This is a genomic window from Streptomyces sp. NPDC005181, assembly GCF_040608395.1.
Lineage (GTDB): Bacteria > Actinomycetota > Actinomycetes > Streptomycetales > Streptomycetaceae > Streptomyces.
In genome coordinates this window covers 21,793-42,993 of sequence record NZ_JBEXID010000048.1, presented here as the reverse complement: position 1 = coordinate 42,993, position 21,201 = coordinate 21,793, and the positions used below count along the sequence as shown (strand labels likewise).

At 68.5% G+C, this 21,201-nt stretch carries 15 protein-coding genes and 1 pseudogene; 5 read left to right on the top strand and 11 right to left on the bottom strand.

Annotation, left to right across the window (positions count from 1 at the left end):
* Positions 1–73: 73 nt before the first annotated feature.
* The 5 genes from ABZV38_RS26280 to ABZV38_RS26260 all read right to left on the bottom strand — a co-directional run bounded on the left by ABZV38_RS26280 (position 74) and on the right by ABZV38_RS26260 (position 6,406).
* On the bottom strand, positions 74–1,906 hold the full coding sequence (locus ABZV38_RS26280; protein ID WP_356330819.1) for a CBM35 domain-containing protein: 1,833 nt from the start codon (positions 1,904–1,906) through the stop codon (positions 74–76).
* 79 nt (positions 1,907–1,985) lie between these two features.
* On the bottom strand, positions 1,986–2,909 hold the full coding sequence (locus ABZV38_RS26275; protein ID WP_356330817.1) for a carbohydrate ABC transporter permease: 924 nt from the start codon (positions 2,907–2,909) through the stop codon (positions 1,986–1,988).
* Positions 2,906–3,886: a sugar ABC transporter permease gene (locus ABZV38_RS26270; RefSeq protein ID WP_356330815.1), complete on the bottom strand. Its 981-nt coding sequence runs from the start codon at positions 3,884–3,886 to the stop codon at positions 2,906–2,908. Before ABZV38_RS26270 ends, ABZV38_RS26275 begins: the two co-directional genes overlap by 4 nt.
* Positions 3,887–3,907: 21 nt before the next feature.
* Positions 3,908–5,221 (bottom strand): ABC transporter substrate-binding protein, encoded by a 1,314-nt coding sequence (locus tag ABZV38_RS26265; RefSeq protein ID WP_356330813.1) that lies wholly within the window; start codon positions 5,219–5,221, stop codon positions 3,908–3,910.
* Positions 5,222–5,230: 9 nt separating this feature from the next.
* A complete protein-coding gene (locus tag ABZV38_RS26260; protein ID WP_356330811.1) occupies positions 5,231–6,406 on the bottom strand; it encodes an ROK family transcriptional regulator in 1,176 nt (391 codons plus the stop codon).
* 178 nt (positions 6,407–6,584) lie between these two features.
* On the opposite strand from ABZV38_RS26260, the gene ABZV38_RS26255 reads away from it, so the two are divergent.
* Positions 6,585–8,708: an alpha-galactosidase gene (locus tag ABZV38_RS26255; protein ID WP_356330810.1), complete on the top strand. Its 2,124-nt coding sequence runs from the start codon at positions 6,585–6,587 to the stop codon at positions 8,706–8,708.
* 65 nt (positions 8,709–8,773) lie between these two features.
* On the opposite strand, the gene ABZV38_RS26250 is transcribed toward ABZV38_RS26255, so the two are convergent.
* Both ABZV38_RS26250 and ABZV38_RS26245 read right to left on the bottom strand, forming a co-directional pair.
* Positions 8,774–9,514, bottom strand: coding sequence for a cache domain-containing protein (locus tag ABZV38_RS26250; protein ID WP_356330838.1), 741 nt, complete (start codon positions 9,512–9,514; stop codon positions 8,774–8,776).
* Between the two features lie 4 nt (positions 9,515–9,518).
* The gene (locus ABZV38_RS26245; RefSeq protein WP_356330808.1) at positions 9,519–10,337 is read right to left on the bottom strand and encodes a GntR family transcriptional regulator; all 819 of its coding nucleotides are present in this window, start codon (positions 10,335–10,337) and stop codon (positions 9,519–9,521) included.
* Between the two features lie 112 nt (positions 10,338–10,449).
* On the opposite strand from ABZV38_RS26245, the gene ABZV38_RS26240 reads away from it, so the two are divergent.
* From ABZV38_RS26240 to ABZV38_RS26225, 4 genes are read left to right on the top strand one after another with little or no spacing between them, the layout of a single operon-like run.
* On the top strand, positions 10,450–11,487 hold the full coding sequence (locus ABZV38_RS26240) for an ABC transporter ATP-binding protein (RefSeq protein ID WP_356330806.1): 1,038 nt from the start codon (positions 10,450–10,452) through the stop codon (positions 11,485–11,487).
* A gap of 56 nt (positions 11,488–11,543) precedes the next feature.
* Positions 11,544–12,746: an ABC transporter substrate-binding protein gene (locus ABZV38_RS26235; protein WP_356330804.1), complete on the top strand. Its 1,203-nt coding sequence runs from the start codon at positions 11,544–11,546 to the stop codon at positions 12,744–12,746.
* A gap of 13 nt (positions 12,747–12,759) precedes the next feature.
* Positions 12,760–13,644 carry an ABC transporter permease gene (locus ABZV38_RS26230; RefSeq protein ID WP_356330803.1) on the top strand — a complete coding sequence of 295 codons (885 nt, stop codon included), beginning with the start codon at positions 12,760–12,762 and terminating at the stop codon, positions 13,642–13,644.
* 43 nt (positions 13,645–13,687) lie between these two features.
* Positions 13,688–14,503, top strand: coding sequence for an ABC transporter permease (locus ABZV38_RS26225; protein ID WP_356330800.1), 816 nt, complete (start codon positions 13,688–13,690; stop codon positions 14,501–14,503).
* Positions 14,504–15,143: 640 nt separating this feature from the next.
* Here the strand turns inward: ABZV38_RS26225 and ABZV38_RS26220 are convergent.
* The 4 genes and pseudogenes from ABZV38_RS26220 to ABZV38_RS26205 form a co-directional block, all read right to left on the bottom strand.
* Complete coding sequence (locus ABZV38_RS26220; RefSeq protein WP_356330798.1) at positions 15,144–16,415, bottom strand: alpha-L-fucosidase; 1,272 nt, start codon at positions 16,413–16,415, stop codon at positions 15,144–15,146.
* A 115-nt stretch (positions 16,416–16,530) separates the two neighbouring features.
* The gene (locus tag ABZV38_RS26215; RefSeq protein WP_356330796.1) at positions 16,531–17,853 is read right to left on the bottom strand and encodes a geranylgeranyl reductase family protein; all 1,323 of its coding nucleotides are present in this window, start codon (positions 17,851–17,853) and stop codon (positions 16,531–16,533) included.
* A 115-nt stretch (positions 17,854–17,968) separates the two neighbouring features.
* On the bottom strand, positions 17,969–18,796 hold the full coding sequence (locus ABZV38_RS26210; RefSeq protein WP_356330836.1) for an alpha/beta hydrolase: 828 nt from the start codon (positions 18,794–18,796) through the stop codon (positions 17,969–17,971).
* A gap of 9 nt (positions 18,797–18,805) precedes the next feature.
* A pseudogene (locus tag ABZV38_RS26205) lies at positions 18,806–19,978 on the bottom strand (discoidin domain-containing protein); the annotation flags it as partial.
* Positions 19,979–21,201 lie beyond the last annotated feature (1,223 nt).

Genomic DNA, 21,201 nt, shown 5'->3' with positions numbered 1-21,201 from the left:
CGCGGGGCAGGGGCAGCACGGGACGGGGGCACGCCGATCAGGACGCGCCCCCGTATGTGGTCGTGCGACGGGGCTACCGGAGCGGAACGTCGATCTTGTCGATGTCGGGCGAGTAGCCCGTACCGCTGTCGAAGGTGACGGTGTTGCTGCCCGCCTTCAGCGTGACCGGCACGCTGATCGTGTCGGCGGCTCCCCAGCCACCGGTGGACGGGAAGGCCGTCGCGACGGGCGCCTTTCCGTTCGCGGACACGCCGATCGACCGCGGATCCCCCGACGTGTAGGCGACGTTGATCAGGTAGCGGCCGGCCTGCTTGACGACGACGTTCGTGAACTGGAGCGTGCCGCCCAGATACAGGTTGCCGATCTTCTTCGTGCCCGAGCACTCGGCGCAGTCGGCGACGGACGCGGAACCGGACAGGACGTTGTCCGGGGACTCCGCCTCGTACGCCGTCGTCTTCAGCGCGGGGCCGTTCGGGGTGACGGTGAACAGACGCGAGCCGTGGGCCGGCAGGGCCTGGGTGATGCCGTCCTTGTGCCGGCCGAGGTTCTCGCTGTTCCACACGTCACGGACGGACGCCTGGCCCGTGAAGCCGAGGGCCGACCAGTCGGCGGTCACCGGGGAGGCGGAGTCGCCCTGGTTGAACAGGGCGACGGTGTAACTGCCGTCGGGGTTGGCGGACGCCCAGACCTGCTCGTCGCCGACCGAGGAGACGGGCTTGGCGGGCTTCCCCGGCTGCTGGTTGATCTCCAGCACGTCGCGGTTGGTCATCAGCGACAGGCCGTAGTCGTCGAGCTGGGTGAGGTCGTCCCCGCTGAACAGCGGCGACTTGGCGATCGCCCACAGCGTCATGTAGCTCTGCCGCTCGGCCTTGGTCAGGCCGCTCATGGCGGCGCTGCCGACATTGATCGAGTCGAGGTCGTTCCAGCCGCCGGGGCCGGCGTACCGCGTCCACCCGGGAGTGTCACGCCACCGGTCCTCGACGGAGTTCTCCCACGACACCAGCGTGTTGCAGTAGCACTCGACATCCGTGTCGACGCGCCATCCGTTGGACGTGGCCTGCCAGTCCTTGGCGTAGTTGATGTCGAGCGACCAGGAGATCTCCAGATGGATGGGCCGTCCGGTGCTCTTGATGGCCTTCTGCCAGGCCGCGACGTCCGCGCGGTTGTCGTAGTTGTCGCCGCTCTTGAAGGACCCGGGACCCACGCCGTCGAGCTTGAGGAAGTCGTAGCCCCAGTCGGCGATGAGCTGCGCCTGAGAGTCGACGTACTTCTGGGCGCACGGCTTCGAGAAGTCGATCTTGTACGAGCTGTCCCAGCCGTTGGTCGTCCGCAGATCGCTGTAGACGATGTCACCGGTGGTGCAGTTGTCGGTGTTCCAGATCGGCAGCTTGCCCTCGCCGTATCCCTCTTTCTCCAGACCGACTGGGAGATAGATGCCGGCCTTGAGACCCTTGCCGTGGATACGGTCGGCGACCGCCTTCATCCCGCTCGGGAAGCGTGCCTTGTCGGCCTTCTGGCGCCCGTACGCGTCGAACTCCGGCGTCCAGTCCCAGCCGCGCCACCAGCCGGCGTCGATGTTGATGTACTCGTAGCCGTACTTCTTGAGCTTGGCGGCCAGGGCGTCCGTCTGCTTGTTGACGTTGGCTTCGGTGAGATAGCTGTAGTTGCCGTTGGGGTTGATTCCCGGGTACGAGGTGGTCTGGAGGCTCCAGCTGCTCCAGCCCATGTACGGCTTCTGGGCCAGGCTGTCCTCGCCGGGGCCGGCTGCGTCGGCCACAGCGGTGGTGGTGGGGGTCTCGGACGGGGCAGCCTGCGCCGTCGGTACGGCAACGGCCAGGCCGGCGGTGACGGCGAGTACCAGCGCGGAGCGCAGGGCTCTTGCGGCGGGGCGGGTGGGTGACCGCATGAGAGGGGACCTCTTTGCTTTCTCGGCGAAGGGATTCGGCAGTGGTGCGGTGTTCCGGTTGCGTGCAGGGCAGGGTTCGCTACTTGCCCGAACCGAGGGTGAGCCCGCTGATGAACTGGCGCTGGAGTGCGAAGTACACCAGCAGCGTCGGGATCGCGGTCATCAGTGCGCCGGCCGCGATGAGGTTGGGATTGGTGAAGTACTGGCCCTGGAGATTGGCGAGTGCGGACGTGATCGGGCGTTTGTCGCCGGTCTCGATCAGGGCGAGCGACCAGAAGAAGTCGTTGTAGATCCAGATCGATTCGAGGGTGGCGAGCGCCGCGAACGCGGGACGGCACAGCGGCAGCGCGATCTGGAAGAACTGGCGCCACACAGGGGCGCCGTCCACCAGCGCCGCCTCCGTGATTTCCTTCGGGATCGTCCGCATGTAATTGCTGAGGACGAAGGTGCAGAAGCCGCACTGGTAGGCGATGTGGATGACGATGATGCCCCACACCGAGTTGTAGAGCAGGAACGAGTCGCTCATCCAGCCGGGCAGCGGGATCAGCAGATAGAGCCGGTACAGCGGAGTGATCAGCACCTGGGCGGGGAGCAGGTTGCCCGCGGTGAAGAACATCAGCAGGGCGACGTTCCAGCGGAAGTCGAACCGGGAGACGAAGAAGGCCACCGCGGCGGAGAAGAGCAGTGTGCCGAGGACCGCCGGAACGGTGATCAGGACGGAGTTCCAGAAGAAGTGCGGCATGCCCGACTGGTGCCAGGCGGCGGCGAAGTTCTCGAAGCCGAGGCTGTGCGGCAGGGAGAGGTAGCCTTGCCTGCTGGTGTCCGAGTAGGGCCGCAGCGAGGTGTACACCGCCCACAGCAGCGGAACGAGCCAGAGGAGGGCGATCCCGCCGAGCAGGATATGCCGTCCTGTCTGGCGCCTCGGGCGCGCAGGGCCGGCGTCCGGGAGCGGTGCGTGGCGGGTGCGCGGGCCGGCGGCCGGCGGTGTGACGGTCGCGGTCACTGGTCCTCCTTGCGGAAGGTCTGGGCAAGGAAGGTCCCGATGGCGAGCAGCGAGACGATGAGCAGGACGACCGCGAGTGCGGAGCCGTAACCGATATGGCTGGATTCACCGATGATGTTGTCGGTGATCAGGAGCGACAGGAGCTCCATGCCGGGCTTGCTGCCGACACCACCACCGAGCACATAGACGATGTCGAACGCCCGCAGTGACTCCATGACGGTGACGACGAGAATGATGATGTTGACCGGCTTGAGTGCCGGGAAGACGACCCTCAGGAACGTCTGGCGTCCACTGGCGCCGTCGAGCGAGGCCGCTTCCTTCAGTGCGGGGTCGAAGCCCTTCAGGCCGGCCAGGTAGAGGATCATGATGTAGCCGGTGTGGCGCCAGGCCGAGGCGATGAGGACGGCCCACAGATTGAGGTCCGGATCGCCCAGCCAGTCGATGTGGTGGCCGGGCGCCGCCCCGTTCAGGACGCCGTTCAGAAGTCCGTTGTCGGGGTTGTAGATGATCTCCCAGATGAAACCGACCACGGCGAGGGAGAGCACCATGGGCAGGAAGATCGCGGTCTGGTAGAAGCGGGTGAACCTGATCTTCCGGTCGAGCTGGTACGCGAGGAAGATGCCGAACGGGGTGGGCAGCAGTGCCGTGAACAGCAGCCAGACGACGTTGTGCTGCACCGCGGGCCAGAACGGCGGGTAATTGGTGAAGATCTCCTGGTAGTTGTCCAGGCCGACCCAGCGGATGTCGCCCGGATCGATGCCGTCCCAGCTGGTGAAGGACAGCCCGACGGAGGCCAGCGCCGGCAGCCAGACGAAGACCAGCAGGGCGAGCAGCGGAATGCCGACGATGACCGTGAGGAAGAGGCGGTCACCGCGGCCGAGCCGCAACGGCCGCGGGCGGGCACGCGGCGCGTCGGGTCGCGCCGGGGCGGGCGCCCGGGAAGAAGCGGCGGGAGGCGCCGAGGGTGCGGAGGACATGGTGAACCTTCCCGGCCCGGATCAGGCCGTGAAGAAGCGCGAGCGCTGGGACTCGATCTTCTTCAGCAGGGCCGAGCCGTCGTCGGGGTGGCTCAGCCACTGCGCCAGACCCGGCAGGACGACGGTGGAGATGAAGCCCGGGTCGCTGTCGCGGTCGCCGAACTGCGTGATGTGCTTCGCCGAGGCGATGAGTTCAGCGGACTTCTTCTGCAGGGCGTTGTACGAGCCGGTGTCCGCAGCGGAGTGGACGGCGACATTGCTCGGGTCGGCCCCCATGTACAGATTCTCCGCCTGGGCGCTGCCGAGGAATTCGAGCAGGCGGGCCGCGCCCTCCTGGTTCTTCGGCTTGCGACTGAGCATGAACCCGTCGGTGGGTGCCTCGACCGTGTCCTGACCGTGGGCCGCGTCGATCTCCGGGAAGGCGAAGAAATCGATGTCCGCGCGCAGCTTCTCGTCGGTGATCTGCTGTCCCAGGAACAGCCCGATGACCGCCATGCCGGACTTCTTGTCGAGCAGTGACTGAGCGGCGTCCTGCCACGAACGGCCGCCCGCGCCCTGCTGGTAGTAGGGGCTGAGCTCACGCCACAGGTCCAGGGTCCGGCTCGTACGGCGGTCGGTCCAGGAGACCTCACCCCGCATGAGCGACATGTGGAAGTCGTACCCGTTGGCGCGCAGGTTCAGATAGTCGAAGGCGCCGAGGATGGACCAGCTGTCGCCCCCGCCGTACCCGGAGGCGATCGGCGAGAGGCCGTCCTTCTTCATCTGCTTGGCCAGTGCGGTGAATTCGCTCCAGGTACGGGGCAGTCCGTACCCGCGCTCCTTGAACACGCTCTTGCGGTAGAAGACGGCCCACGGGTAGTTGTACAGCGGGACGAAGTAGTACTTTCCGTCCACGCCCTTGGAGAGCTGCTTCGCGGCGTTGCTGAAACCGGAACCTATGGTGTCCCAGACGTCGTCGAGCGGGTGGGCGAGCCCCTTCTTGGCGAAGTACTGCATGCGGTAGCCCGCGAACCAGGTGAAGACGTCGTCCGGTGTGCCCTGGAGATAGGTGGAGATGCTCTTCTGGAACGTGTCGTGGTCAACGGTGTTCGTTTTGACCTTGAGACCGCTGTCCTTGGTGAAGGCACTCGTCACCGCCGCGTAGGCGGACTTGGGTGTGGCATCCGCTCCGTTCGATCCGAAGGTCACCGTCTTCGGGTCGGCCGAAGGGCCACCGCCGCAGGCCGTCAGCAGCGGCGCTGCCAGTGCGGCGGCGCCGACGCCGAGCGTGCCCCGGACCACCGTGCGGCGGCTGGGATCGGTGACGGACGAGAAGATGCGGCTCTGCATCGTCATTACTGCTCCTCATACGTGTTCTGTACCGATGAAGGACTGGATCGCGGTCGCCGCGGCCCCGCGCGCCCATTCCTCGAAGGGCAGCGGACGAGTCATCACGTCGCACTGGGCGGCGGTACCGAAGGCGGCGGCGGCGAAGGTGTCGCGGATCTGCTCGGCGAACAGGTCGTACGCCGCCAGGCCCTCGCCCGAGATGATCACCCGCTGGGGTCCGAGGACATTGACGACGGCCCCGATGGCCCGTCCGATGGCCTCCCCGGCCCGCGCGTACACCTCCCGGGCCCCGGGGTCTCCCCGGTGCGCGAGTTCAAGGGCCTGTGCGGAGTCGGTGACCGGCAGTCCGGTCACCTCGCCGACCCGGCGGATGATGGCGGCGTCCCCGGCGATGGCTTCCACACACCCGGTGTTCCCGCAGTGACACGGCGGTCCCTGCGGGTCGATGGACAGATGCCCGATCTCGCCGGCCACCCCGTGCGCACCGGAGACCACCCTGCCGTGCACCACGAGCCCGCAGCCGATGCCCGCACCGACGGTCACCAGCGCGAAGTCCGGCACTCCCACCCCGGCCCCGAACCACTGCTCGGCCACCGTCAGGGCCCGGACGTCGTTGTCGACCGTGACGGGCAGACCCGTCACGGCCTGCGCCAGCTCGGCGAGCGGTACGTCGCGCCAGTCCAGGAACGGTGAGTAGCGGACCACTCCGGCGGCGCGGTCCACATCTCCGGACACCGCGAGACCCATACCGCTCACCTGCACCCCGAACCCGTCGGCCTCCGTGAGGAGTTCCTGCACGAGCGTGGCGGTCGAGGCGAGCACGGCGGCGGGATCACGGGTGGTGATCCGGACGTGCCGGGCGACCCGGATGCGGCAGCACAGGTCGGTCAGGACCGCGATGATCTCGTCCCCGGTGACCTTGACCCCGATGAACAGCGCGCGGCCGCCGTCCACCCGTACGAGGTTGGCGGGCCGCCCGAGGGACGGCGGTGCCTCCTCGTCCACGCCCTCGACGAGATAGCCGGCCGCCATCAGGGGCCGTACGGCCTTGGTGACCGCGGCCGGTGAGAGGTCGGCCCGCCGCCCGATCTCGGCCCGGGTGAGGGGGCCGTGGGACAGCGTGGTGGTGAAGACCAGGGAAGCGGCCGGCGTCGGAACCGGGACCGCCTCGGTACGGGGGGACGAGTGCATGGCCGAAACGTAGAGGGTGTTCTTTTCTGCTGTCAATAAAAGAAACAGGCTCTTTCGAAATCTCAACTCGGCATGGAAGATGGCTACAAATCTCATACTGAGACAAGGGATTGACAGCTGATCAAAGGCAGAGTTGGCTGCCCACTGCCTTCGTGGCGCAACCTGAACGTGAGGATCAATGTCTGTGATCGCCTTCGCCCCCGACACCGGGGTCTGGCTGCTCTCCACCCCGCGCACCTCGTACGCGCTACGGATCGACGCGACGGGAGCGCCCTGCCACCTTGCGTGGGGACCCGTGCTGACGCTTGAGGAGGCCCAGGAGTTCGCCACTGAGCCGGCGCCCCCGGCCAGCAGCTTCGAGGGGCGGCCGTCCGTCGGTGACGAACTGCCCGTCGACGGCGGACCGCGGTACGGACCCCCCTCGCTGCAGGTGCGCTTCGCCGATGGCACCCGCGCCTTCGAATGGCAGGCCACCGGCCACCGCGTGCACGAGCCGGCGCCGGGTTCGGCCGAGCTGGTCCTGGAGTTCCGCGACCGCCTCCAGCCGCTTCGGGTGGCGCTCCACTACCGGGTCCACGACGACAGCGACGTCATCGAACGCTGGACCGTGCTGCGCAACGACGGTGTCGCCCCCGTCGCACTCCAGCGCGCGGACTCCGCCGCGTGGACCCTGCCGTTCCGGGACGATTACCGGCTGAGCCATGTCACCGGTCAGTGGTCGGCCGAGACTCGACTGCGCCGGAACCAGCTGCCGTTCGGCGAAACGGTTCTCACCAGCAGACGAGGCATCACCAGCCACCACACGAACCCCTGGGTGATGCTCGACGCGGGCGACGCGACCGAGAACCAGGGCCAGGTGTGGAGCGCGGCACTGGCCTGGAGCGGCAGCTGGCGCATCACCGTGCAGCGCACCGCCGACGGCCGTGCGGGCTTCACCGGCGGCGCCGGCCACGAGGGCCCGTCCCTCCCGCTCGGCCCCGGTGAGGAGTACACCACTCCGGTCCACGCCGGCCTCTACTGCGAGGGCGGCTTCGGTGCGGCGAGCCGGGCCTGGCACGCGTACACCCTTGCCCATGTGCTGCCGCACCCTCAGGAGATCCGGCCGATCCTCTACAACTCCTGGGAGGCGACCGGCTTCGACGTGGACGAAGCGGGCCAGAAGGCGCTGGCCGCCCGGGCGGCGGCGCTCGGTGTGGAGCTCTACGTCATGGACGACGGATGGTTCGGGGCGCGCCGCAGCGCAGAGGCCGGACTCGGTGACTGGTCACCGGCCCCGGACCGCTTCCCCGGAGGACTGGCGCCCCTGGTCGAGGAGGTGCACCGGCTCGGTATGCGCTTCGGCCTCTGGGTGGAGCCGGAGATGGTCAGCCCGGACAGCGACCTCTACCGCACGTACCCGGACTGGGTGCTTCACTTCCCCCACCGCACCCGTACCGAGCTCCGCAACCAGCTGGTTCTCAACTTTGCCCGTCGCGACGTCGCCGACTGGGCGTACGGATGGCTGACCCGGCTCGTCGGCGACCACGGCATCGACTTCCTGAAGTGGGACATGAACCGCGCGTTCAGCGAAGCCGGCTGGCCGGACCGGGCGGACGGGGCCGACGAGGTATGGACGACGTACGTCCACCACCTCTACGACGTCATCGACCGGCTCCGCGCCGATCATCCCCGCCTCCGGATCGAGGCGTGCAGCGGCGGTGGCGGCCGGGTGGACCTGGGCATGCTGTCCCGCACCGACCAGGCGTGGCCCTCGGACAACACCGACGCCGCGGACCGCGTCACCGTCCAGCACGGATACGGCCAGCTCTACCCGGCACGGACCATGGCCGCCTGGGTGACCGATGTGCCCAACGAGCTCACCGGCCGCTCGGTACCGCTGCGCTTCCGCTTCCATGTGGCGATGGCCGGAGTCCTGGGCATCGGCGGCGATCTGTCCCGCTGGTCCGGCGCCGAACTGGCCGAGGGCGCCGTCCTGGTGGCCGAGTACAAGCGGGTACGCCACCTCGTACAGCACGGCACACTGCACCGGCTGCGGGCCCCGGCCGACGATGGACCGGCCGCGACGCAGTACACCGCCGCCGACGGCAGCGAGACACTCCTCCTCGTCTGGCAGCGGACACCATGTCATGGCAGTCCGTCACGTCCACTCCGGCTGGCCGGACTCGATCCCGCTGCCCGCTACCGCGACGCCCGCACCGGCACGGTCCACTCCGCGACCGTGCTCCGGGAGTACGGGATACAGCCCGAGCTGCCGCCCGGCGACTGGGCGAGCGCGGCGGTGCACCTGATCCGGGTTCCCTGACCGTTCAGGCGGCGGGGGGAGTGGCGGGCCGGTGGCTGCCCACGCGATTCTGCGGGCGGCTTGCTTCATGCCGGGGGTGCCGTCGTCATCAGGATGAGGGGAACGCCGTCGCACGGTCGTATGCGCAGCCCGCCGTGTTCGGCGCCGTCGGCCGATCCGGCCAGTACCGCCGCGAAGTCCGGGCCCTTGGTGAGCGATCCGACCAGGTGACGGGGATCGGTGGAGGCGGCGACCCGGCCGCGCGCGTTGACCAGGCGGGCGGGTCCCGGCAGGCGTTGGAGCAGCGGCATGACGACCGCTTCGAAACGCCGCAGGTAGACGTCGGCGGCGGCCACTCCCATGAAGCGTCCCCCGACCGTCACCGGTGAGGAGAGGGTGAGGCTGTACTCGTCGGAGCACAGGTAGTCGACGTACGGTCCCGCGACCGCCCGCTGCCCGGTGTCGCGGGGCAGGGTGAACCAGTCCCAGTGGGTGTAATCGGAGTACGCCGAGTGCTCCGGATCCAGGTCGAGCACCAGTGGATGCACGGCACCGTCCACGGTGGTCTGCCACCACTCCAGCCACGCCGGTACGTCGTCGAGCAGTCCTGGCGCCGCCACGAAACCGAGCCCGGAGACCAGGTCGTACCGGGCGAGACACGCGTGCAGGCCGGGGCGGAGCGCGGCCAGATCGGTCGAGACCGGCCGACGGCCGTCTGCGACGGCCGAGGCGAGCACCGTCTCCGTGTCCGTACCCGTCCTGCCTACAGCGTCGAAGACTCCCTCGAGTGCGTCACGGACACCGGCGGCCGCGTCGGCGACCGCCATCTCGTCAAGCACTGCCGATCCGGCGCTTGCGAGACGGGGACTGCTGCCCATCGGGGCCCTCCTTCGGACGGGGACCGCGCGCACCGTCGGCCGAGCCGAGGCGGAGTTCGATCAGGCGCGCCATGGAGGCCTGCACGCATTGTTCGGCCAGGGCCCTGGCACGGTCATCCGCCCCATCATGCACGGCTGAGATTACGGCGCGGTGACGATCCGCTGTGTCCTTGAGGTGCCCGTCCTCGCAGAGTACGAGGCGCAGAAGTGCCCCCACTTCGGTCTGGAGAGTGACCTCTTCCCTGGTCAGCCGGGCGGACTGGGCGGCCGCGGCCAGCTCGACATGGAAGCGCCCGAAGATGCGGCTGCGCGCCCCCGAGTCCTTGGCTTCCACCAACTCTCCCAGAGATCTCTGCAGTTGCTGCAGATCCTCGGGCTCGGTGCGCTGGGCCGCGAGCCGCGCCGCGGCACCCGAGACGGCTGCCCAGTGGTCGGCGAGATCGCGGAGTTCCTCGGTGCTCCAGTCGGAGAGGCGGGCAAGCAGCCGGTCCTCCGCAGGACCGTCGGGCACGGTGACGAAGCTGCCTCCGCCACGACCCCTGCGGGTGGTGACCAGGCCCCTCTGCCGCAGTGCCATCAGGGCTTCCCGCAGGGTCACGGTGGAGACGCCGAGCTGGGCGGCGAGGTCGGACTCGCCGGGCAGCTGCTCGCCGTCGGCGAGCAGTCCGAGGTCGATGGCATCACCGAGCCGCCGCACGACGGCATCCACGCGGGCCAGGGTGTCGACGGGCGTGAAGACGACTCTGCGGGCGCCGGGTCTGTCTCGATTCACGATCACCACCTTGCCAGTTGACCCAGCTTTTACCTTAGCGGGGCCTTGAAATTAGAACTATGACTTCATATGTTTACGGCCAACTCCCGACAGCACCAGAAAGGTTCCCCCCATGGAGGGAATGGCCATCCGGTTGCAGAACCTGCGTAAGTCCTTCGGCCGGACAGAGGCTGTGGCCGGAGTCGACCTGGAGATCGCGGACGGCGAGTTCTTCTCCATGCTGGGGCCGTCCGGCTCCGGCAAGACCACAGTGCTCCGGATGATCGCCGGCTTCGAGGCTCCCACCAGCGGAACCATCGAGCTCGCAGGCTCCGACGTCACCGGTCTGGCACCCTTCGAGCGCGACGTGCACACCGTCTTCCAGGACTACGCGCTCTTCCCGCACATGACCCTGGAGCAGAACGTCGCCTACAGCCTCAAGGTCCGCAAGGTGCCCAAGGCCGAGCGTCTGAAGCAGGCCAGGGAGGCTCTGGCGAGCGTACGTCTCGCGGACTTCGGGACGCGTCGCCCGTCCCAGCTCTCCGGAGGCCAGCGCCAGCGCGTGGCGCTGGCCCGCGCCCTGGTCGGCCGTCCGAAGGTGCTGCTGCTCGACGAGCCGCTGGGCGCCCTCGACCTCAAGCTGCGCGAGCAGATGCAGGTCGAGCTCAAGGCGATCCAGCGCGAGGTCGGCATCACCTTCGTCTTCGTCACGCACGACCAGGAGGAAGCGCTGACAATGAGCGACCGGATCGCGGTCTTCAACCAGGGCCGCGTCGAACAGATCGGGACCCCGGCCCAGATATACGAACGTCCCGCCACCCCGTTCGTCGCGGGCTTCGTCGGTACGTCGAACCTGCTGACCGACGACGCCGCGGAGCAGGTCGTGGGCGACCGGGGAACGTACAGCATCCGGCCGGAGAAGATCCGCGTGCTGGGGGAGTCCGCCATCGCCGACGAGCCGCAGCACTCCACTGCCACCGGCACCTTGGCGGAGGTCGTCTACCTGGGGGACACCACCCGCTTCCTGGTGGACCTCGACGCAGGCGGCCGGCTCACCGCCCTTCAGCAGAACCTGGAGACCTCCTCCGAGGATGTCGCCGCCCTCCGTGGCTCCCGGGTCAAGCTCCAGTGGCACCAACGGCACAACTTCCAGGTCCCTGAGGCCCGGTAAGCGCACACACCCGCACGACCCGTCCCCGCCCCTTCCCTCATCCGTGGAGATCCCCTGTGCGTCTGAACCGAACGTCCCGAGCAGCGGCCGCGCTCGGCGCCCTGCTTCTCGCCACCGCCTGCGGTTCCTCGGACACCGCTGCTACGTCGCCCGGCGGCAGCGACTTCACCCCGCCCAAGCTCGCCGCGAAGAAGACCCTCGGCAAGACGGAGGGCCAGGTGAACCTGATCGCGTGGGCCGGATACGCCGAGGACGGCTCGAACGACCCGAAGGTCGACTGGGTCACCGACTTCGAGAAGCAGACCGGCTGTCAGGTCAATACCAAGACCGCTGGCACCTCCGACGAGATGGTCAGCCTGATGAAGACCGGTCAGTACGACGCGGTCTCCGCCTCCGGTGACGCGGCGCTGCGGCTGATCGCCTCCGGCGACGCCGCGCCCGTCAACACCGCGTTGGTGCCCAACTACAAGGACGTCTTCTCCGGGCTCAAGGACCAGCAGTGGAACACGGTCAAGGGTGTCTCCTACGGCATCCCGCACGGCCGCGGCGCCAATTTGCTGATGTACAACACGAAGAAGGTCTCCCCGGCGCCCGACTCCTGGTCCGCAGTCTTCGACAAGTCCTCGGCGTACAAGGGGAAGGTCACGGCGTACGACTCGCCGATCTATATCGCGGACGCCGCCCTGTACCTGATGAAGACCGAGCCGTCCCTCGGCATCAAGGACCCGTACGCCCTGGACCAGAAGCAGTTCGACGCCGCCGTCGACCTGCTCAAGGAGCAGAACGCCAACGTCGGCGAGTACTGGAGCGACTACCTGAAGGAGGTCTCCGCCTTCAAGAGCGGTGACTCGGTGGTCGGCACCAGCTGGCAGGTGATCCTGAACACCGCCCAGGCCGAGAAGATCCCGGTCAAGGCCGTCCTCCCCAAGGAGGGCGCCACCGGCTGGTCCGACACATGGATGATCTCCGCCAAGGCCGAGCACCCCAACTGCGCCTACAACTGGATGAACTGGATCATCTCGCCGAAGGTGAACGCCCAGGTCGCCGAGTACTTCGGTGAGGCCCCGTCCAACGCGAAGGCCTGCACGCTGACCGCGGACAAGAACCACTGCACCACCTACCACGCTGCCGACGAGTCGTACTGGAAGGACGTCCACTTCTGGACCACGCCCATCGCGCAGTGCGTGGACGGACGTACGGACACCACGTGCGTGCCGTACGCCAAGTGGGTCCAGGCCTGGACCGAGATCAAGGGCTGAGGGTCACCTGTCCATGACCACCACCGCGCCTGCCGCCGGACCCGTCCGGCGGCTCGCCGGGACCCTGCACCGCCGCCCCCGGCTGCAGCTGTCCCTGCTGCTCTCCGCGCCACTGGCCTGGCTCGCCCTGGCCTACCTCGGCTCGCTCACCGTGCTGTTCCTCTCCGCGTTCTGGACCACGGACTCCTTCACCTCCAACGTGGTGAAGATCTGGAACACGGACAACTTCACTGCACTGTTCACCACCGACGTCTACCGTCAGGTCGCCCTGCGCAGCATCGGCGTCGCCCTCGCGGTCACCGCGCTGTGTGTGCTGATCGCCTTCCCGATCGCCTTCTACACCGCCCGCATCGCGAACCCCAAGTGGCGGCCGCTCCTCGTCGTGGCGATCCTCACTCCGCTGTGGGCCAGCTACCTGGTCAAGGCGTACGCCTGGCGACTCATCCTCGCCCAGGACGGTCTGCTCGACTGGGCGCTGAAGCCACTGGGACTCGAGGGGCCCGGCTACGGGCTGACCGCGACCGTCCTGGTGCTGACCTATCTGTGGCTGCCGTACATGATCCTGCCGATCCACGCCGGACTCGAGCAACTCCCGGCCAGCCTCCTGGACGCCTCCGCCGACCTCGGCGCCCGCACCGGCCGGACCTTCCGCGCCGTGGTGCTGCCGATGATTCTGCCGTCCATCGCGGCCGGCTCGGTCTTCACGTTCTCGCTCAGTCTCGGCGACTACATCGCCGTACAGATCGTCGGCGGAAAGACGCAGCTCATCGGCAACCTCATCTACTCCAACATCACCCTGGACCTGCCGCTGGCCGCCGCACTCGGCACGGTGCCCGTCGTGGTCATCGTGCTGTATCTGCTCGCGGTGCGCCGTACCGGAGCCCTGAGCAGTCTCTGAACCCTCTCCTCCACCTCCGTATCACGCACAGCGAAGGCCCCCGATGAATCTCTCCCGCCCCGCGCGCGTCATACTGCGCATCGCCGCCGGGCTCGGTTTCGCGGTGATCTACGTCCCGCTGCTCCTGGTCCTCGTCAACTCCCTCAACCCGGACCGCAGTTCGGGCTGGCCGCCACCCGGCCTCACCTTCGACTGGTGGGTTGCCGCCTGGCACAGTTCGGGCGCCCGCGACGCGCTGTGGACCTCGGTCAGGGCCGGGCTCGGTGCGACCGCGATCGCCCTGGTCCTCGGCACGCTCATCGCCTTCGCCTGCCAGCGCTACAAGTTCTTCGGACGCGAGGCCATCTCCTTCGTGGTCGTCCTGCCGATCGCACTCCCGGGCATCGTCACCGGTGTCGCGCTCAACACCGCCTTCCGTACGGTCCTGGAACCGCTCGGAGTGGGCCTCGGAATGTTCACGGTGGTCGTCGGCCACGCCACCTTCTGCATCGTGGTCGTCTTCAACAATGTGATCGCCCGACTGCGCCGGATGCCCGGATCGTACGAAGAGGCCGCCATGGACCTCGGGGCCCACACCTTCCGTACGTTCGTCGACGTCACCTTCCCGCTGGTGCGGTCCGCGCTGGTCGCGGGTGGACTCCTCGCCTTCGCTCTCTCCTTCGACGAGATCGTCGTGACGACCTTCACCGCCGGACCCGGCGTCCAGACCCTGCCCGTGTGGATCTTCTCCAACATGGCCCGCCCTCAACAGGCCCCCGTCGTCAACGTCGTCGCCGCTGTGCTCGTCCTGTTGTCTGTCATACCGATCTACCTCGCCCAACGGCTGTCGTCGGACACCGCCTCCGGCAGCCGCATCTGATCGGGCTGCTCAGCGGCGCGCCGACCTGGGCCGGCGAGCTGTTCGGTGACACGTCCCCGAGTCAGCCGCGCGTCGTTCGCAGCGTTGCGGCGTGCGGATCCCAGGTCGAGGCAGCGGCTCGGGTTCCGCGCACGTCGAGGCGATCGGGCCGAGTCGAAACCGAACGCCGACGAAGCACTCGCCCCGGCAGTGAAGTCGATCAGAGCAGTGACATGCGTCGGCACCTCGACGGCGAATGAAGTCCCGGCCTCGGTGCCGGACCCGATGATGCGCGCGGCTCCTCCCCGGCGGGACTCAGCGGCCACGCGCTCGGCCGGGCCGAACAGGGATATCAGGGCCGTGAGGGAGTAGGGGCCCATGTCGAACCATGGTCCCGCGCCCCGCTGGAAGAAGAAGTTCCGGGCTGGGGTGCCAGTCCTCGGGGCCGGGATTCAGGAGGGCGGTCGCGGCGGCGATCGGCGTTCCGATGGCGCCCGCGTCGACGGCGCGGCGAGCAGACTGGATACCCGCGCCGAGGAAGGGGACGGGGGCGCAGCCCACCCGCAGGCCCCGGGGGGCGGCCTGGGCGAGCAGCCCGTGGCCGAACCCCGGGCGCGTCGCCGGGCGCGTCGCCGCGTGCGATCCGCGCCGGCGGCTGACATCAGTCGCGGCCGGCGCCGCGGTACAGGTCGAGCTCGCCGTCGAGCTCCACGGCCAGCACAGTGGCGTACTCGTCCACATCTGCGCCCTTGGGGGCGTCGATCCACTGAACTCCGGGTACTTCGCCGAGGCCGCCGATGACCTCGTGGCCGAGCTCGGTGCCCGAACCGACCACGCTCACGCGCCTGACCGGGGTCCGCAGACCACGGAGGGCGATGGTCTCGCGTGGTGAGTCGAAGCAGATCAGATAGAGGGTGCGGCGGTCCGCGGACAGGGTGCTCGGACCGTAGTGGTGCCCTGCTGGGAGCCCGGCCACCGTGCCGTACACGGCGCCGCAGTGCTTGGCGATCCAGCCGCCGAGTCCTTCGAGGCGCTCGACCTGCTCGGCCGGGATCGTGCCGTCCTCCTTCGGGCCGACATCAAGAAGCAGATTGCCGCCCATTCCGATGGTCTCGGCGAAGTAGCGCACCAGCTGGCGCACGGACTTCTGGTTGTTGTCGTGGTGCTGATAGCCCCAGGAGTCGTTGACGGTCAGGCACAGCTCCCACGGCCCGTCCGGGGCCTGCAGCGGCACGCCCTGCTCGGGCGTGGCGTAGTCCCCGTAACTGAGCATCCGCGCATTGAGAACGGTGTCCGGGTTGCCCGCGAGGATCTCCTCGGCGAGCTCGCGCAGCTTCCACTGTTCCTCGCTGCGCTCCCACTCGCCGTCGAACCACAGCAGGTCAGGGCGGAAGTGCTCGACGAGCTCCCCGACCTGGGCATTGCGGTACGCCAGGAAGCGGGCCCAGGCCTCGGAGTTCTCCTTTCCGGGCTCGGCAGAGGCGTAGCGGTTGCCGGCCACCTCCTCGTTCGGTGGGTCGGTGTGCACCGTGCTCGCGTAGTCGGGGTGGTTCCAGTCCGAGTGCGAGTAGTACAGGCCGACCTTGAGGCCCTGCTCGCGCAGCGCGTCGGCGTACCCGGCAACAAGGTCATGGCCGGCGGGCGTGTGCCGCACGACATTCAGGTCGCCCTGCTCGGTGCCCCAGAGGGCCACGCCGTCGTGGTGGCGCGCAGTCAGCACCGCGTACTTGGCGCCCACGCGCGCGAACAGCTCGGCCCAGGCCTTCGGGTCGTACTTCGAGGCGGTGAAGCCGTCGAGCTGCCTCATGTACTGCTCGTGCGGGACCTGGCCGGTGTAGAACGACCAGGACTCGGGGACGCCGTCGACGGCGTAGATCCCGTAGTGGATGAAGATGCCCAACTTGGCATCGGAGAACCAGGGCTGCATCGGCATGCGATCACGCTAGGCAGCGGTGTCCCTTCCGCGCGTGGGGCGCACTCACCACTACTGGTCTGTTTTCACCCTGTGGGCGACGTGCAGAACGACGACCCCACCTCCGGCGGGTCGTTCAGCGTCTGCGCACCTTCGGTGCCGGGACCAGACGAACGACGGTGTTGAGTACATGGTCGATCACATCGTGCGAGGGCTTGTCCGTGAGGTTGGTGAGCATCCGGGCCAGGGTGTTGAGCAGAAACGGCGATCCCATGACGTAGCGGTTGAGGATCGGTTGGAAGCCCGAACGGCTGAAGACGACGTCGGCGGCCGCGTTGCCGAGACGGTAGTAGCGCCCCCAGCGGCGGTTGATCTCGACAGGGTAGCCGTGCAGCACTCGCTCCCGCCCCGGGCCCGGGGGAAGGGCGAGGGCGAGCGCGGTGCTCTCGGCTGCGACTTCGCCGGCTTCCATGGCCTGGCCAATGCCTTCCCCGTTCCAGGGGCTGATCATGCCGCCGGAGTCGCCGACCAGGAGGAGCCCTCGGGTGTAGAGGGGATGACGGTTGAAACCCAGCGGCAACGCCGCGCTCCGGACAGGGCCCTCGGCGTTCTCCTCACGCAGCCCCCAGGCGTCAGGAGTACGGGCCAGCCAGTGGTTTAACGTGGTCCGCAGGTCCGCTTTTCCGTGCCGACGGTGAGGCAGCGCACCGAGCCCGACGTTGACGCGCCCGTCTCCCATGGGAAAGATCCAGCCGTACCCCGGCAGGTAGTGATCGCTCCCCGGGAAGCGCAGATCGGCCCACAACTCCAGGTGCTCCTCCTGAGACCGTTCCGGGCTGCGGTAATAGCGGCGAGCGGCTGTCGCGATCTGCTTGGTCTTGTCCCGCTGCAGGCCCATGGCGAGAGCGAGCCGGGCGGAGGCGCCGTCGGCGGCGATGACGATCGGTGCGTGGAAGGCCACCGGTTCCTTCGTTCCGGCCGTGGCGGTGACGCCGGTGATGCGGCCGGCGCGGTCGGTCACGGGCCGGGTCACCTTCACCCCGTTGCGCAACCGTGCTCCGGCAGCAACGGCGTGGCGGGCCAGGACGGTGTCGAAGTCATGCCGACTGCGCGAGAGTCCGAAGTCCGGGTAGCGCCCCAGGGCGGGCCAGTCGATGTGCACCTGATGCTCACCGGCCACCCATCGCATACCGCGTGAACGCGTCCACCCCGGAGCCTTGATGTCGATGCCCATCCGGATGAGCTGGTGCACCGCTCGCGGGGTCAAGCCGTCCCCGCACACCTTCTCCCGGGGAAAGTGGGCCTTCTCCAGGAGCAGGACATCGAGGCCTGCCTTGGCGAGGTGAAAGGCTGCGGACGAGCCCGCCGGCCCCGCCCCCACCACGATCACATCGGCTTCGTTCGAGCCGTGGACGGAGCGATCGTCCGGCAGGGACTGCGCCGGCGTCGTTTCCCGCATAGGAAACCCCTTCCTGGGACAGCTGGTGCCGTACCGAGGACGGCAGCCCGGTACGTCATCATCGATCAGGAGGAGCCGCTGCGGAACCTGGCCGGATGTCTTGGAACCTGCCGTCTCAACCGCGGGCGAAGTCGAGCAGGTCGTCGTTGAACTGTTCGGCGAATACGGGGACCATCGAGAGGCCATGGGGGGCGCCGGGGTAGACCTTGAAGATCGCGTCCTTGACGAGCCGGGACGACTTGTCTCCCGAGGCCACGATCGGAACGATCTGATCGTCGTCGCCCTGGGCGATCAGGGTGGGGATGTCGAACTTCTTCAGGTCTTCGGTGAGGTCGGTCTCGGAGAACGCCTTGATGCAGTCGTAGGCGCCTTTGATGCCCACCGACATCGACCAGAGCCAGAACTCGTCGCGGGTGCCCTGGGTGACCGTCGATCCTTCACGGTTGGCGCCGTAGAAGGTGGCGCTGAGGTCCTTGTAGAACTGCGAGCGGTCCTTCGCGACGCCCGCTCGGATCTCGTCGAAGACCTCGATGGGCAGTCCTTCGGGGTTCGCTTCGGTCTTGAGCATCAGCGGTGGTACGGCGCTGAGCAGTACCGCTTTGGCGACCCGGCTGGAGCCGTGCTTGCCGATGTAGCGTGCGACCTCGCCGCCGCCGGTTGAGTGGCCGACCAGGATGGCGTCGCGCAGGTCGAGCGTTTCGATGAGCGATGCCAGGTCGTCGGCGTAGGTGTCGAGGTTGTTCCCGTCCCAGCTCTGGCCGGAGCGTCCGCCCCCGCGCCGGTCGTGGGCGATGGCCCGGAAACCGTTGTCCGCCATCAGTTTCAGCTGGGGGTCCCACGCGTCGGCGATCAGTGGCCAGCCGTGGGAGAACACGACCGGCTGGCCCGACCCCCAGTCCTTGTAGAAGATCTCTGTGCCGTCTTTGGCGGTGACGAAGGGCACCGCGTACGTCTTGGCGTACGCCTGCTCCCATACGAGCTCCACCCGGTCGAAGGAGACCGACGCGCCGAGGTCCACCTGGATCCACTGATCGTCCTCGAACGCCGACGACCATCGCGTCTTCGCATCCCCGTCCGTGACGTTGGCGGCTGCGTGGCCCGGCTCGTCGACGGACGACGCCGTTGCGGTCCTGCCCAGTGCCAGGTCGGTACCGGGCGCCGCGCTGTCGATCACCGAGAGGCCCCACAGCGACGAACCCCAGTCCGTGGCGCGCGTCAGGCATCTGACCTGCACGTGCCGGGCCTTCCTGGCACCCAGCTCCACCGACTGCGTGTAGGCGTCGGTCCCGCCGCTGAAGGGCAGCGGCACCGCGTACTCGTAACCGAACTGGCGGATGCCGAAGCGTGTGGTGCGCCGGTCGCTCTCCTCGCCGTCGGCCCATGCGACGAGCGTGAGGTCGTGCAGGGCGGGCTCGCCGTAGCCGTTGGGCCACCACAGCTCGGGGTTGCGCACCCGCAGCCCCGCGTGATCGGCGGGTGCGAAGACCACGTCGGCGCTCTCCCCACCCGGCACAGTGACAGTCCGCGAGACCCGCACGTCGTCGAACGATGCGGTGACCGTCACGCGCCGCTCGGCGGAGTCGGCGTTGCGTACCGGCACCACGATCGTCACTTCGGCGGTGCCGGTGTCGGGGAGGTGGGGGAGCGTGGTGTCGACCCGCGGGTCGCCGATGACCGCGTGCCCTGTCGAGCGCAGCCGCACGTGGTTCCAGATGCCGGAGACACGGTCGCGTACGGCCGGCATCCAGTCCCAGCCGGAGGCGGCCAGGTACGTGGGCGAGTTGCGGTTCATCATCGTGGCGCCGGCGTCCACGAAGGCCAGGCCCGCCTCGCTCTTGTCCGCGGGGCTGCCGGGGAAGGGCATCGGTGTGATCCGGACGGCCAGCGCCTGCTCGCCGCCGTCCGTCAGCAGGCGCGTCACGTCGTGGGCGGAGCGGGCGAAGGGGTACGTCAGCCCTCCCACCTGCTGCCCATTGAGCCAGATGTCGGCCTTGTGGTTGACGCCGTCGAACTCCAGCCAGACACGGCGCCCCGAGCCGGTGCGCAGGCCGCGCGGCAGGCGGAAACCGCGCCGGTACCACCACGCGTGGCGCGACAGGGCCTCCGGGATGCGGAGGTTGTTCATTCCCGAGACCGGGTCGGGCAGGTGACCCTGGTCCACCAGGGAACCGAGAACCGTACCCGGCACGGTCGCGGGCAGCCAGCGACTGGTGTCCACCGAGGGCAGGGACAGCTCGGCGCCCTCGGCGCCGGCCCAGTCATCCATCGTCAGGGTCCAGCCCGACTCCAGCGGGACCGTACCGTCGTCGGCGACCTTCAGCGCGGGTGCCTCGTGGTGGTGCGTGCCCCAGTCGGTCCACCCGGTGGCGGCGGGCCTGTGGCCCTTGGCCGTGCCGTACACCTCGAAGCCGTTGAGGCCCAGCGGGTTGGAGTTCGACCGCTTCGTCACGCTCATCCGCACCCAGCGTGCTGTGGAGGGACTGTCCAGCTCGATCTCCACCACCCCGCCGCCGCCGGAGGCGGTCCGGTACACCGTGGTCCATGCATGGCGGTCCCGGGACGTCTCGATGGTGAACTCCACCGCGCAGCTGGACAGGATCTCCTGGCCGGTTGTGCTGTCACGCGGATTGCCGCTGGTGGACGGGGTGAAAACGGGGTCGTCCTTGGTGGCTTCGAACGTCAGCCGTACCGAGTCGACCTCGCACTCGGACTGGAGGTCGATGGAGATCCACTGCGGGTCGCCGCCGGCGGCGCGCCACCCGCTGCCCTTCACGCCGGTGGAGTTGAGCCTGTCCACCACGAACTCGCCCGGTGTGGGGGCGTAGTCGACCGACGACACCTCGACCGGGCGGTACGCGGCGAGTTCGCCCCGGGAGCCGGTCGTGCGGCCGGTGGAGACTGCGGACCCGGCCGCATGGCTCGTGCCGGGGAGTGCGACCCCGAGCCCGAGGCTTGCGAGCAGCGTGGAGCCGGTCGTGACAACTGCTCTGCGGGAAGGGCGAGATGACTGGTTAGACATGAGTGACGTGATCCATTTCAGGCGAACCCCTCAAGAGCAGGCGGCCGGCACGGGCCCGCCTGACAACGTTGCCATAGGCTGTAATCCGGTGGGGGTTCTGTCAAGGGTCAGCGCGATGTCCGGTTCGTGGATCCTGGGAGACCGGCCCGATCGGCTCGGAGGCGCGGGCGATGGGGCACGGGATTCGCCGGCCGGTGCTGTCGCTGCTGGGTCGATTCGTTCGAGCTGGTCAGCCGCATCTGCGAGACGGGTCATCCGGGACATCTTGACGAACGTGTCCAGGCCTTGGCGGGTGCGCGCCGAGCACAAGAGGACGGGACGTCGGGTGG

What these genes read in the sequence shown, in the direction of transcription:
- ABZV38_RS26230 (WP_356330803.1), top strand. Translation starts at nt 12,760, where the DNA reads ATGACCACCACCGCGCCTGCCGCCGGACCCGTCCGGCGGCTCGCCGGG.
- ABZV38_RS26215 (WP_356330796.1), bottom strand. Translation starts at nt 17,853, where the DNA reads ATGCGGGAAACGACGCCGGCGCAGTCCCTGCCGGACGATCGCTCCGTC.
- ABZV38_RS26240 (WP_356330806.1), top strand. Translation starts at nt 10,450, where the DNA reads ATGGAGGGAATGGCCATCCGGTTGCAGAACCTGCGTAAGTCCTTCGGC.
- ABZV38_RS26260 (WP_356330811.1), bottom strand. Translation starts at nt 6,406, where the DNA reads ATGCACTCGTCCCCCCGTACCGAGGCGGTCCCGGTTCCGACGCCGGCC.
- ABZV38_RS26280 (WP_356330819.1), bottom strand. Translation starts at nt 1,906, where the DNA reads ATGCGGTCACCCACCCGCCCCGCCGCAAGAGCCCTGCGCTCCGCGCTG.
- ABZV38_RS26270 (WP_356330815.1), bottom strand. Translation starts at nt 3,886, where the DNA reads ATGTCCTCCGCACCCTCGGCGCCTCCCGCCGCTTCTTCCCGGGCGCCC.
- ABZV38_RS26225 (WP_356330800.1), top strand. Translation starts at nt 13,688, where the DNA reads ATGAATCTCTCCCGCCCCGCGCGCGTCATACTGCGCATCGCCGCCGGG.
- ABZV38_RS26255 (WP_356330810.1), top strand. Translation starts at nt 6,585, where the DNA reads ATGTCTGTGATCGCCTTCGCCCCCGACACCGGGGTCTGGCTGCTCTCC.
- ABZV38_RS26265 (WP_356330813.1), bottom strand. Translation starts at nt 5,221, where the DNA reads ATGACGATGCAGAGCCGCATCTTCTCGTCCGTCACCGATCCCAGCCGC.
- ABZV38_RS26250 (WP_356330838.1), bottom strand. Translation starts at nt 9,514, where the DNA reads ATGGCGGTCGCCGACGCGGCCGCCGGTGTCCGTGACGCACTCGAGGGA.
- ABZV38_RS26220 (WP_356330798.1), bottom strand. Translation starts at nt 16,415, where the DNA reads ATGCCGATGCAGCCCTGGTTCTCCGATGCCAAGTTGGGCATCTTCATC.